Annotated in this window: 10 protein-coding genes; 3 read left to right on the top strand and 7 right to left on the bottom strand. The window is 62.6% G+C overall.

From position 1 onward, the window contains the following. Positions 1-179: 179 nt before the first annotated feature. The 6 genes from VGH41_RS23305 to VGH41_RS23280 all read right to left on the bottom strand — a co-directional run bounded on the left by VGH41_RS23305 (position 180) and on the right by VGH41_RS23280 (position 6,766). Positions 180-1,004 carry an OmpW/AlkL family protein gene (locus VGH41_RS23305; RefSeq protein ID WP_331599998.1) on the bottom strand — a complete coding sequence of 275 codons (825 nt, stop codon included), beginning with the start codon at positions 1,002-1,004 and terminating at the stop codon, positions 180-182. A 170-nt stretch (positions 1,005-1,174) separates the two neighbouring features. Then, the gene (locus VGH41_RS23300) at positions 1,175-2,392 is read right to left on the bottom strand and encodes a DUF2957 domain-containing protein (RefSeq protein WP_331599996.1); all 1,218 of its coding nucleotides are present in this window, start codon (positions 2,390-2,392) and stop codon (positions 1,175-1,177) included. A gap of 89 nt (positions 2,393-2,481) precedes the next feature. Next, positions 2,482-3,900, bottom strand: a complete 1,419-nt coding sequence (locus VGH41_RS23295) for a DUF2957 domain-containing protein (RefSeq protein ID WP_331599995.1) — start codon at positions 3,898-3,900, stop codon at positions 2,482-2,484. A gap of 489 nt (positions 3,901-4,389) precedes the next feature. Continuing rightward, on the bottom strand, positions 4,390-5,337 hold the full coding sequence (gene argC, locus VGH41_RS23290; protein WP_331599994.1) for an N-acetyl-gamma-glutamyl-phosphate reductase: 948 nt from the start codon (positions 5,335-5,337) through the stop codon (positions 4,390-4,392). 174 nt (positions 5,338-5,511) lie between these two features. After that, on the bottom strand, positions 5,512-6,081 hold the full coding sequence (locus tag VGH41_RS23285; protein ID WP_331599993.1) for a flavodoxin family protein: 570 nt from the start codon (positions 6,079-6,081) through the stop codon (positions 5,512-5,514). Between the two features lie 82 nt (positions 6,082-6,163). Next, the gene (locus VGH41_RS23280; protein ID WP_331599992.1) at positions 6,164-6,766 is read right to left on the bottom strand and encodes a YbhB/YbcL family Raf kinase inhibitor-like protein; all 603 of its coding nucleotides are present in this window, start codon (positions 6,764-6,766) and stop codon (positions 6,164-6,166) included. 296 nt (positions 6,767-7,062) lie between these two features. On the opposite strand from VGH41_RS23280, the gene VGH41_RS23275 reads away from it, so the two are divergent. Further along, positions 7,063-7,755: a response regulator gene (locus VGH41_RS23275; RefSeq protein ID WP_331599991.1), complete on the top strand. Its 693-nt coding sequence runs from the start codon at positions 7,063-7,065 to the stop codon at positions 7,753-7,755. 102 nt (positions 7,756-7,857) lie between these two features. On the opposite strand, the gene VGH41_RS23270 is transcribed toward VGH41_RS23275, so the two are convergent. After that, positions 7,858-8,544 carry an orotate phosphoribosyltransferase gene (locus tag VGH41_RS23270; protein WP_331599990.1) on the bottom strand — a complete coding sequence of 229 codons (687 nt, stop codon included), beginning with the start codon at positions 8,542-8,544 and terminating at the stop codon, positions 7,858-7,860. Between the two features lie 355 nt (positions 8,545-8,899). Between VGH41_RS23270 and VGH41_RS23265 the strand changes: the two genes are divergently transcribed. Beyond that, positions 8,900-10,144, top strand: coding sequence for an MFS transporter (locus tag VGH41_RS23265; protein WP_331599988.1), 1,245 nt, complete (start codon positions 8,900-8,902; stop codon positions 10,142-10,144). Positions 10,145-10,480: 336 nt separating this feature from the next. Then, positions 10,481-12,763, top strand: a complete 2,283-nt coding sequence (locus tag VGH41_RS23260; RefSeq protein ID WP_331599987.1) for an NADP-dependent malic enzyme — start codon at positions 10,481-10,483, stop codon at positions 12,761-12,763. The last annotated feature ends 69 nt before the right edge of the window (positions 12,764-12,832 follow it).

The raw sequence follows: 12,832 nt of genomic DNA, 5'->3' as shown, positions 1-12,832 counted from the left end.
CACAAAGGGTCAACCCTAATTCTATTGTTGCGTCGCACCAAACCATTTGCTATAGTCCGTCTTGTCTCCTCCATGTCTCCTCTGATATGGATTCAGCCCGCCCACATAGGCGGGCTTTTTTTTTGCCCAAAAATATCGGGAGCCAGACATGCCCGCGCCAGGGGCAAGAACTGCAGGCTTTAAAACCGGTAGGAGACCGCTAAAAACGAAATAATCGGGTCAGCGCTCAACTGTGCCTTGCTGACGGCAAGCTCGCTGCCGTCGGCGGCCTTGATGATCACAGACGACGTGGTTTTCAGCGGGATATAAGTCACTGAAGCCACGATCCCCCAGTGGTCCGTCACGTTGTACTCAGCCCCGGCGTTAAACACCGGCTGCCACGACGACGAAGCCTTCGCCGAGACCTGCGTCTGTCCCGGCTTGCCTGCGCCCGCTGCCAGCACGGCGCCGAGGTTATTCTGCGTCGCAGTCACGAAATTCGGATTGAGCTGGATGTCCGAGAACCAGTTGTACGACACGCCCACGCCAAGGAAGGGCCGGAATTTGGCCGTCGGCTGCCCGAAGTAATACTGCAGGAGCGCCGCCGGACTCCATTGGCGGACCTTTTTCACGATGGGATTGCTCGACGGGTCCCCCAGGTTCTGACTGCCGAGCGCGCCGGCCGGTCCGGGCGGCTTGATCGTGCCGTGTCCGTAGATCTCGAAGACGGGCGGCACGCCCGCCACCGACGTCACTGCAATGTGATCGGTGATGAAGTGGCTGAACACGAGACCCATCGTGTCCGCGCTGTTCGTCGACAGGCTGGTGCCCGACGAGGTGAACGAATTCGGCAAACGCAAGGGCGTGTTGATCGGCGCCGGCGCGACGGTGGTCGTGAGCGGCGTGCTGGAATCCTGCGGCATCACGTGAAACCAGCCGAGCACGGCAACGTTGTCGCCGGCATGCTGGGCATAGGCGCCGGCTGACAGGCACATGGCCAGCGCCGCGATGAGCATTCTTTTCATTACGTTCCTCCTGAGCGGGCGTCCCTGCTGCGCGCGGCGGCGGGTTTAGCTTCCCGCTTCGCCAGCGCGTTCCTTGCAGACCCGGCTAGCTGCCTGAGCCAATACGGCTTCTCAGGCAGCAACCCGGGAGCGGTCGCCTCGTTACGTAGTGGCAGAGTGTGTTGCTTCGATTACTGGACGAACGCGCCGATCGTGAAGTACGGCGACGAGGCCGTCGTCAGATCGAGATAGCCGAACACGCCGCCGGTGAAGATCATCTTTCCGGTCGGGGTGGTGCCCGTCGAGGCGCCCACCTGGGTCGTCGTCACGACGCCCGGCACGCTCTCGGTGAAGTCCAGATCCAGCGCGGTCGCGAGTGATGCCTGCGACGCGTTGAACGGATCGAGCAGCGTGGCCTGCGTGCCTTCCAGGGCCGTGGTGCGATAGTCGAACTGACTGTCGACGCCGATGTACTCGCCGTTCTGCGAGTTCACCGCAACCGCGCTTTGCGGCGCGAGAATGGAAATGCCCGATTCGTCGTCGGCCTGCAGGGCCGCCGGATTGGCCGCGCCGGTGCGCACCAGGATCGGCACGAGCTGGTTGCGCAGCTTGCCGACGATCATGAAGCCCTTGGCGATCGGCGTCGTCGCGAGGGTTGCTTTGGCCTGGCCCTGGAAGTTATCCGTTTCGAACGCGCCGCTGCCGTCGGAGGACTGCACGAGGTTGCTGCCAGGCTGCTGACACTTGCCGGCGTTGATGCCGCTGTTATCGCACTCGCTCCAGGTTCCGTCCGCATTGATGGTGATCTTCGAGTCCACTGTGACCGGCAAGAAGTTCTGCGACGGGATCTGGTGATAGCCGAGCTGGTTGTAGGTGCCGGCCACGTTCGCGATGTTGGTCTCGATCGAAGAGAAGCCGATGAACGGGTAATACGGGAACGTCGTATCGGGCACGGCGCCCACGCCGAGCACGCCGCCGAACTGGATCCGCGCGCCCGGAATGGTGCCGCCCGCGACCCCTTCCCCTACGAAGACGCGCGCCGGACGGTTCGGGTCGAGGCTCGCGCCATTCAGCTGGAACGCGCATTGATTGAGCTTGGCGGTCGGCAGGCCGGTTTCCTGAGTCAGCGTGCCGCTGGCGGTGGTGCCTGCTCGCGTTGGAGTGACGGTCCCGGTCGCGGCCGGAATGGGCGACTCGATGTAGCTGATCTGCCAGGTCATTCTGGTCGTGTCGAGTTGCAGCTTGACGAGTTCGCCGTCGCCGCCGCCGCCGGTGTAGACCGTGTTGTAGTCAAGCGAGGTCGGACACAGCGCCTGCACCACCGGCGCCGGTGAACTGCTGCCGCCGCCGCCGCATGCCGCAAGCAGCGGCGCTGCCAGAGCCAGTGCAGTGAGGAATTTCCATTTCATATCGCCCCCTTCTGGATGTTCTCGTTGTGAATGGCCGGCTCCCTGTCCAGCCATCTCTTGATCGGGTTCTCTACTCGTTGCGCGGGCAACTACTTGCTGATCTGCGCGCCTATCCCGAAGTACGGCTGGTTCAGCGTGTCGCTATTGGCCGACGAGGCCGTCACGCCGCCGTTTTCCTCACCGTTGATGAAGATCGCGTACAGTCCGCCCGACGCAATCAGGCTGCCCGTGTTGCCTTGCGTGTCCGTCACGCCGAGCAGGCCGGTGTGCTGCTGGCTGTAATCGAGAGCGAACGCGCTTTCAGCGCTTGAGGTGGTGGGGTTGACGAAGGTCCCGCCCGCGCTTTGCAACAGCGTCGCGGTGTAGTCGAAGTTCGAATCGGCGCCCACGTAGCCGCCGTTGATCGCACCCGACTGGATTTGCGTCGCGCCGGCAAGCATTGCGATGCCGGACTCGTCGTCGACCACCAGATTGGTCGGATCCACCTGGCCGGTTCTCACCACGAGCGGGATCACCTGTCCGTTGACCTTGCCGAGAATCATGTTGGCGCTGGCTGCGATCGGGAAGGTCACCACGCCGCCGAGCAGCGACGGCGCGGGCATCAGGCGGGGCGCGTCCTGGCTGGTGAAGTACGACTGACCCGACACGGCGGTCCACGTCTGCCCCGTCGATTCGCATGCCGTATTGCTCGCACCCGATGGCACCGAGCAGTTGCCCGCGCCATCGAACGATTCCTGAGCCGTCGTCGCCGTGGTGGCGTATTTGTTGGACGGCTGCAAATGGTAGAAGAGCGCGTTGTAATTGCCCTTCAGGTCCGCGAGGTTCGTGTCGACGCTCGTGAAGCCGAGGAACGGATAGAAGTCGAAGTTGCGCGCCGCAACCGGAAACAGGTTGATGCCGAGCAGCGACGACAGTTGCGGTCCGAGCACAGCAGCGGTCGGCTGGAAGCCGTTGTACTGGATCGCCGCCCCGGGAATGCCACCACCGGCGACGCCGAGACCGATCAGAACCATCGGCGGATTCGCCTGGTTGAAGGTCGCCGCGGTCGAGTAGGTGGAACCGTCGACAGCCGCGGTGCCGCTGCCCGGCGTGAGGATGAAGGCACAGCGCGTCTGTTCGGCCGTGGGCAGTGTGCCGGCAGGCGGATGGACGACGGCGCCCGTGACCGTCACGCCCGCGCGGGTCGGCGTGACTTCGCCGGTATGCAGCGGAATCGGCGATTGCAGCCACGTCAGGCTGTACGTCATCGCCGTGGCGTTGATGTTCAGGCTCACCACCTCGCCGCTGCCGGCGCCACCCAGATACGAGCCATTGCCGATGTCCGCAGTCGCTGGGCACAGCGCAGCAACCGTGCCCTGGGGCGGCGGACCCTGCACCGGGCAGCTCGCTCCGGAACATTGCGGGGTGTTGATCGGCGCCGGATCGCTCGCGTTGCCTCCACCGCATGCGATCAGCAAAGGGGCTGTGGCAATGGCCAATACCAGCCCTCGGGTTATCACGTCCGACATGCTGCTGTCTCCCTTCGTGTAATTGTGCGAAGTAATTTCGCTGCGCACTTATTGGCTGTCAATTGAAAGAACCGTCTAAAAAGAACGATTCAAACAGCCGCTGAAACGCGAGACTCAGGCCACCGTGAGGTTGGCGAGCCTTTTAAACAAAAAACGATTTTTGAGTACGGAGGCAGTGCTCGTTGCTTTGCCGCACATCCTTGCTAGTCAGGCGTCACGGCAAAATGGCTCTATCATCTGCGAACGACCGTTCGCGGAAAAATCCGGTGTTTCCCCAGGCGGCAATCTATGCATGCGGGGCGGCGGCAGAGAACGAATTACCGATTTTTCGTTTTAACTTTTAATTTGCTTTTTTGAAGTAACCCGGATTAATACGGAGCAGGGCGCGGTGAGTGGAGCTTTAAACGGGTATTTGAAACGAAAAAAGCCGGTTTGAGAAAACCGACTTTTTGGTGAGCGACGGCGAGGCGCCGTCGGGACGGGAAGCGCTTAGCGTTTCAAGCCGCTTTCTTCGGGTGCGCCGATCGCGAGGTTCATGCATTGGATCGCCGCGCCCGAGGCGCCCTTGCCCAGGTTGTCCAGGCGCGCAACCGTCACGAAACGCTCTTCATTGCCGAATACGAACAGGTCGACGCGATTCGTGTCGTTGTTGGCCTGAACGTCGAAGAAGCCGCTGTCGAGATTTTCGTCCGCATTGAACGGTGCGACGCGTACGAAGGCTTCACCGGCGTAGTACTCGGAGAACAGCGCGAGCACGTCTTGGGGCGACGCCTTCTTCGCAAGCTGGCTGGGAGAAAAGTAGGTGGTGACGGCGAGACCCTTGTAGAAGTCGCCGACGATCGGCGTAAACACCGGCGCAGACTTCAAACCCGTGTGCGCCGCCATTTCTGGCAGATGCTTGTGCGTGAGGCCAAGCGCATAAGGACGCGGGCTCTTGAGCCTGTCGTTGCCGCCTGCTTCGTAGTCTGCAATCATCTTCTTGCCGCCACCGCTGTAGCCGGTGATCGAATAACTGTGCGCAGCAAAGTCCGCGGTGACCACGCCGGCTTCGACGAGCGGGCGCATGGCCAGCACGAATGCCGACGCGTGGCAGCCCGGCACGGCAATGCGCTTCGCCGAGCGCAGCCGCTCACGTTGCGAGCGGGCGAGTTCCGGCAAGCCGTAAGCCCAGTCGGCGCTGGTGCGAAACGCGGTGCTGGCGTCGATCAGCACGGTGTGATCGTTGGCGACGAGCGAAGCCGATTCGCGCGAGGCGACATCCGGCAGGCACAGGAAGGTGACGTCCGACGCATTGATGAGACGACGGCGCTCTTCGAGGTCCTTGCGCTTCGCTTCTTCAATACGCAGGATCTCGACGTCGGCGCGTTGCGACAGGTATTCAAAAATCTTCAGGCCGGTCGTGCCTTCCTGTCCGTCGACAAAAACTTTCGTGCTCATCTCAATCTCACTGGCTGGCGGGAATACAAAATGACGGCGCTGGAACGCGCCGGAACGTCATTTTAAGACCGTATGGCGGCGCGTGCGCAAACGGCGCTTAAAAATGACGTTGCGCCGTGCAAATGACAGGCTGATGAAGCTTTTATGCCGCAGATGCAAGCCAATGAGGGCGGGTTAGCGCGCGGCAGTCCAGCGCGCCGTGACTTCGGCGACGCGCGCGCCGAACACTCGCGCGGTTTCCAGATCGCCCGGCGGCGGTGCTTCTTCCGCGGAGGCATCGGCCGGCGACTGCGCCAGCAAGCCGGTGAAGCCGCCGAGGTAGTTCAGGTCGTCGCGGGTCGCGGCCTTCGTATTCGCAGGCATCATGCCGGTGCCCACCCAGATCATGCTGTGCTGCATGGCAAGCGTGACGAGGTACTGGATGGTCGAAAACTTGTCGCCGTTCATGCTTCCGGAATTGGTAAAGCCAGCCGCGATCTTGTCCTTCCATTTCTGGGCGAGCCAGGGCTTCGAGCTGGCGTCGGCGAACCGCTTGAAGTCGGCGGAGGCGCCGCCCATGTAGGTCGGGGCGCCGAAGATGATGGCGTCGGCGGCATCGAGCTCGGCCCAGCCGGCATCGTCCAGTTCGCCGACCGCGATCAGTTTCGCGTCGGCACCGGCGTCGAGCGTGCCCGCCAGCACCGCCTCGGCGACTTTCTTCGTGTGGCCATAACCGCTGTGATACACGATGACGATCTTCGACATGCCATTCTCCAGGAGTTTGAGCGCGCGTCAGTCAGACGGCGCAGCTATGCTGCTGGCACACGAATGAAGCGGTGAAAGCGGCCTAGCGGCTGTAGTTCACCACGATTCGCGCGCTACCCAGCGTCGCCGTGTTGATCTCGTGGTCGAACATCAGCGCGGGCCGGCCCTGAGCGAGCCGCAAATCCGTCGTATTGAGCGCAAACACCGTGACGACATAACGATGCGGCTTGCCAGGCGGCGGACACGGGCCGCCGTAGCCTTCGACATCGAAGTCGTTGCGCGCCTCGACCGCGCCCAGCTTTTTCAGAAACCCCGATGCACTGGCGTTTTCCGGCAAGTGGTTGACGCTGGCGGGGATCTGCGCGACGGCCCAGTGCCACCAGCCGGGGCCGGGTGCGTCGGGGTCGAAGATGGTGATCGCAAAGCTGCGCGTGCCGGCGGGCGCATCGTGCCAGGCGAGCTGTGGCGAGCGGTTCGCGCCTTTGCAGTCGTCCTGATCGAAAACCTGGGCGGCGTCGACCGTGCCGCCGTCGTGGAAACTCGTGCTCGTCAGCCCAAACGGGCCCTCGGCGAGCGCACGCGGGCCGTGCGCGACGGCCAGCGCGACGCAGAGCAGCGCGAAGGCGAAGGACGATGTTCGGGAGCGGGGCGAAGCAAGCGAAACGACCAGGCAACGCGAGCGCATGTGCCGATTCTCCAGTGTCCCATGCAACGTGGTTGTATCAGGCTTGTGAAGCACACATCTTCACAATCATTATTGTCCCTATTTTGCGTCCCGAGCGCGAATCAAGTCTAACATTAGCTCCAGTGAGACTTCATGGCGTTCGCAGACGGGCCGGGGCGCCATGAAATCGGCTATAGTCAGATGGATTGCGTGCGTTGGCTGGGTCGCAGGCAAGTCATCACAATTCAGAACCTAGAAATTAAGAATGATGCATGGCTGAAGTTTTGGAGAGCGTGTTATCAGGCGAAGGGAGCTCAATGCAAGATCCAGTTAAGGTCGTCGTGGCCGATGACCATCCGGTGATTTTGTTTGGTGCAGAGCATGCATTGCTCAAATTCCCCGGGATTCAGGTCGTTGCGCGCGCACGCCAGTCCACAGAACTTATCAAGATACTGCAAACGGTCCCATGCGACGTGCTGGTGACCGATCTTGCAATGCCCGGCGGTCAATATGGCGACGGCTTGCCGCTGATCGGCTATTTACGTCGCAATTTTCCTAACCTTCCTATCGTCGTCCTGACCATGCTCGAGAACGCCGCGCTGCTCAAACGGCTAAGCGAACTCGGCGTGACTTCGGTCGTCAACAAGGCGGACGACCTGAGCCATATCGGACTCGCGGTTCAGCACGTGAGCCGTCATCTCGAATATATGAGCCCGTCGGTGAAGGCTTCGCTCGACACGCTGCGCATGAACGCGGGCGGCAAGAGCGACGAAGTGATCCTGTCCAGGCGCGAACTGGAAGTCGTACGCCTGTTCGTGTCGGGCATGACGATCAAGGAGATCTCGGAGCAACTGAATCGCAGCATCAAGACCATCAGCACGCAGAAGAACACGGCGATGCGCAAACTCGGCCTTGATCGTGATTCCGAACTGTTTCAGTACGCACAAAGCAACGGTCTGTCGAATCTGGCGTCGTACTCCGCGGAAGAACCCGGCAAGCCGTCTACCTGATCGCGCATTTGCGGTCGTTCGAGGCGCATAAAAAAGGGCCGCCTGTCGTCTGACAGGTGGCCCTTTTCAACTCTTCCCGGCTGCAAGCCGGTCAGATTCAGCTTACTGCGGCGCTGCCGTTGCGCCGCCGTGCGCTGCCGACCATTCAGCCGGTGCGTGCAGGAATTTCTCTACTTCGTCGAGCGTCTTCGTGTCGAAGTAGCCGTTTTCCTTCGCGACGCGCAGCACGTCCCACCAGGTGGCGAGTGCGTGCAGTTCGACGTCGATGTCTTTCAGCACCGAAACGCTTTCCTTGAAGATGTTGTAGTGGAACAGCACGAAGCAGTGATTCACTGTGGCGCCGGCAGTGCGCAGCGCGTTGATGAAGTTGATCTTGCTGCGGCTGTCCGTGGTCAGGTCTTCCACCAGCAGAACGCGCTGTCCTTCGGTCAGCAGGCCTTCGATCTGCGCATTGCGGCCGAAACCCTTCGGCTTCTTGCGCACGTATTGCATGGGCACCATCAGGCGGTCGGAGAGCCATGCCGCGAACGGGATACCGGCGGTTTCGCCGCCGGCGACCGCGTCGATCTGCTCATAGCCGACGTCGCGCAGGATGGTGGCTTCGGCCATTTCCATCAGGCCACGGCGCACCCGCGGATACGAGATCAGCTTGCGGCAGTCGATATACACCGGGCTCGCCCAGCCGGACGTGAAGATGTACGGTTTTTCCGCGTTGAAGTGAACTGCTTGTACTTCCAGCAGCATCTTGGCGGTCGTGTCGGAGATCGTCTGGCGATCGAAGCCTGTCATGGGCGGATCCTTGGATGTGAGCGGGAGGGCGCGGGCGCGAGAGCCCGGTGGCGCAGCAAGCGAAGCGTTCCGCGCCTGATGGGCGGAACACGCGGCCAGCCAGTTGGGAGCAGGCCGGTTTTGCTGCGCGCGTAGCCCGATATTTTACCCGATTCGGACAATTCCGAGGAGGCCGTCGTGCGTGAAAACCCGTAATCGCGGGTCTCGCGGACGACATGAGGTCGGCGGCAACGGCCTTTTTGGCTTGCTTGTGGCCTGCGCGGACGCCGATTACACTCACGCGATTTTCAGGGCCTGGCGGCCCAGCCCCGGCCCCCGCGCCGATGTCCCAGCCGCCCCCTACGGGATGCTTTCGATGACTGTCGCTTCTTCTTCCACCTCCTCCGGCGCATCCGCGCAACGCGGTTATGCGGGCCGTGCGCTGCTCGCGGCGGTGCTCGGCTATGCAATGGACGGTTTCGATCTGCTGATTCTCGGCTTCATGCTGCCGGTGATCGCCGCCGACCTGCATCTCTCATCCACCCAGGCGGGCTCGCTCGTCACGTGGACGCTGATCGGCGCGGTGGCAGGCGGGATCGTGTTCGGCGTGTTGAGCGACTACTTCGGCCGGGTCCGGATGCTGACATGGACCATCCTGATCTTCGCGGTGTTCACCGGCCTGTGTGCGCTGGCACAGGGCTACGCGGATCTGCTCGCTTATCGGACGATCGCCGGGCTCGGCCTTGGCGGCGAGTTCGGCATCGGCATGACGCTCGTGGCCGAGGCATGGCCGGCGTCGCAGCGAGCGCGGGTGTCGTCGTATGTGGGGCTGGGCTGGCAGCTCGGCGTGCTTGCCGCGGCGTTGCTGACGCCGCTGCTGTTGCCGCTGATCGGCTGGCGCGGCATGTTCGCGCTGGGACTGGCACCCGCCGTCGTTTCCTTTGTGGTGCGGCGGCGTGTCGAAGAGCCAGCGCTATTCGTGGAGCGGGCCGCGCATGCAAAGCGCGCTGCGGCGCGCAAGCTGCCATTGCGGCGCCTGATTGCCGACGCTCGCACCACGCGCTCCAGCGTCGGGGTCGCAATCCTGTGCTCGGTGCAGAACTTCGGCTACTACGGTCTGATGATCTGGCTGCCCAGCTACCTGTCGAAGACCTTCGGCTATTCGCTGACCCGATCCGGCTTGTGGACGGCGGTGACCGTTCTCGGTATGGGTCTCGGCATCTGGCTGTTCGGCATCGCGGCCGACCGCTTTGGTCGCAAGCCCACTTTCCTCGCGTATCAGGCGGGCGCCGTGGTGATGGTGTTCGTCTACGCGCACCTGACGACGCCCTTCGCGCTGCTGATCGGCGGCGCGGTCATGGGCGTGTTCGTCAACGGCATGATTGGCGGCTACGGCGCGCTGATCTCCGAGCTCTATCCCACCGAAGCGCGGGCCACTGCGCAGAACGTGCTGTTCAACATCGGGCGCGCGGTGGGCGGTTTCGGGCCCGTGGCAGTCGGCGCGCTGGCCGCGCGCTATTCGTTTGGCGCAGCACTCGCGTTGCTCGCTTCCATCTATCTGCTCGACATCTTTGCGACGCTCTTTCTGATCCCCGAACGACGCGGCGCAACACTGGATTAACTGCCCGTCACGCGGCTGCGAGGCCCTGCAAAGCGGCGGCGGAAATGCCGCGTCGCAGCATTGCGCGCCGTGTTGAGCGGCACGATGTCGCACCTGACCAAGTCCTTGTTTCGCCTGTGGTTAGCGGCTCCAAAGGCTAGCCGAAATGGCTCCCGCGCGGTGTACACTGAGTCCCCCGCGAAAGCTCTGCACCGTCTTGGCGACCGCTCAGGTTCGACGCCGCGCCCAACCGGCACAGGCGAAAACCGCCGCATTCGATGACCCATTCGATCCATGCAAGCGACGCAGACGGCGCACTGAGCGCGGCCCGATTACTTACGTCTCGCAGGCCAGAAAATGGACGAACAACTGAAACAAAGCGCTCTCGCGTATCACCAGAATCCGAAACCCGGCAAGATTTCGGTCACGCCAACCAAGCCCCTTTCGAATCAGCTCGATCTGTCGCTGGCGTACTCGCCGGGCGTCGCCGCGGCCTGTATGGCGATCTTCGACGAACCGCTCGACGCGCAGAAATACACTTCGCGCGGCAACCTGGTCGGCGTGGTGACCAACGGCACGGCTGTGCTCGGTCTTGGCAACATTGGCCCGCTGGCCGCCAAGCCGGTGATGGAAGGCAAGGGCTGTCTGTTCAAGAAGTTTGCCGGCATCGACGTATTCGACATCGAACTCGCCGAGACCGATCCGGACAAGCTCGTCGAAGCCATCGCGATGCTCGAGCCGACGCTGGGCGGCATCAACCTTGAGGACATCAAGGCGCCGGAATGCTTCTACATCGAAAAGAAGCTGCGCGAGCGCATGAAGATCCCGGTCTTCCACGACGACCAGCACGGCACCGCGATCATCGCGTCCGCGGCAATCCTGAACGGCCTGAAAGTGGTCGGCAAGAAACTCGAAGAAGTGAAGCTGGTTTGCTCGGGCGCGGGCGCAGCGGCCATTGCCTGTCTGGACCTGCTGGTGAATCTGGGTCTGTCGAAGCAGAACGTGCTCGTCACCGATTCGAAAGGCGTGATCTACGAAGGGCGCGGCAACCTGGATCCGTCGAAGGAACGTTACGCGGCCAACACCGAGGCGCGCACGCTGGGCGACGCGATTCGCGGCGCGGACGTGTTCCTCGGCTGCTCGAGCGCCGGCGTGCTCAAGCCGGAAATGGTCGTGGCCATGGGCACCCAGCCGCTGATCCTCGCGCTGGCCAACCCGGATCCGGAAATCCGCCCGGAAGAGGCGAAGAAGGTGCGCCCGGACGCCATCATCGCCACTGGCCGTTCGGACTATCCGAACCAGGTCAACAACGTGCTGTGCTTCCCGTTCATCTTCCGCGGCGCGCTCGACGTGGGCGCGACGACCATCACGGAAGAGATGAAGCTGGCGTGCGTGCGCGCCATTGCCGAACTGGCCGAAGAAACCGACCAGGGCGATGAAGTGGCGAAAGCCTACGAAGGCCATACGCTCGAATTCGGCCCCGAATATCTGATTCCGAAGCCGTTCGATCCGCGCCTGATCATCAAGATCGCGCCGGCCGTCGCGCAGGCGGCGATGGATTCGGGCGTCGCGACCCGTCCCATCAAGGACATGGACGCGTATCGCGAAGAACTGGGCACCACCGTCTACCGTACCGGCATGGTGATGCGTCCGGTGTTCGCGGCGGCGAAGTCGGCTCCGGCGCGCATCGTGTTTGCCGAAGGTGAAGACGAGCGCGTGCTGCGGGCCGCGCAGTTCGTGCTGCTGGAGAAGATCGCCAGGCCGATTCTGGTCGGCCGTCCGGCGGTGATCGACATGCGTCTGAGGAAGATGGGTTCGAAGCTCAAGTGCGGCGAAGACTTCGAGATCGTCAATCCGGAAGACGATCCGCGCTATCAGAAGTGCTGGCAGGAGTATCACGAGATCGGCGCGCGCGAAGGCGTGACGCCCGAGGTCGCGAAGGCGGCCATGCGCAAGTTCAACACGCTGATCGGTGCGATCCTGGTCCGCCTCGGCGACGCGGACGGCATGATCTGCGGGATGATCGACACGTACCACAGCCATCTGAAGTTCGTGGAGCAGGTGCTGGGTAAGGCCGAACACGTGCAGACGCTGGCGGCGATGAATCTGCTGATGCTGCCGGGCCGCAACCTGTTCATCTGCGATACCTACGTGAACGAAGTGCCGAGCGCCGAACAACTCGCCGACATGACGGTGCTGGCCGCGAGCGAGATCGAGAAATTCGGCATTACGCCGAAGGTCGCGCTGCTGTCGAACTCGAACTTCGGCAGCGTGCCGTCGGCGTCGGCGCAACGAATGGCTGCAGCGCGCAAGCTGATCGCGCAACGGGCGCCGAATCTCGAGATCGACGGCGAAATGCACGGCGACGCGGCGTTGTCCGAAGTGGTCCGCAAGGCCGCTTTGCCGGGTACGACGCTCACGGGTGAAGCCAACCTGCTGATCATGCCGAACGTGGAAGCGGCGAACATCACGTACAACCTGCTGAAGATGATTGGCGGCGAAGGCGTGACGGTGGGGCCGTTCCTGCTGGGCTCGGAGAAGCCGGTGCACATCCTGACGCCGGCCGCGACCGTGCGCCGGATCATCAACATGACGGCCGTGGCCTCGGCCAACGCGCAGTTGCGTGTCAACGCGCAATAACTCACCCGCGTGATGCAGCGCCGCGTTGCGGCGCTTGCAGAGGGCAAACAAAAACGCCACGGAAGAACA

This window comes from Paraburkholderia sp., from assembly GCF_036488795.1.
In the GTDB taxonomy this organism is placed as follows: domain Bacteria; phylum Pseudomonadota; class Gammaproteobacteria; order Burkholderiales; family Burkholderiaceae; genus Paraburkholderia.
The sequence above is the reverse complement of the archived record's forward strand: the minus strand, read 5'-3'. Positions and strand labels throughout refer to the sequence as shown.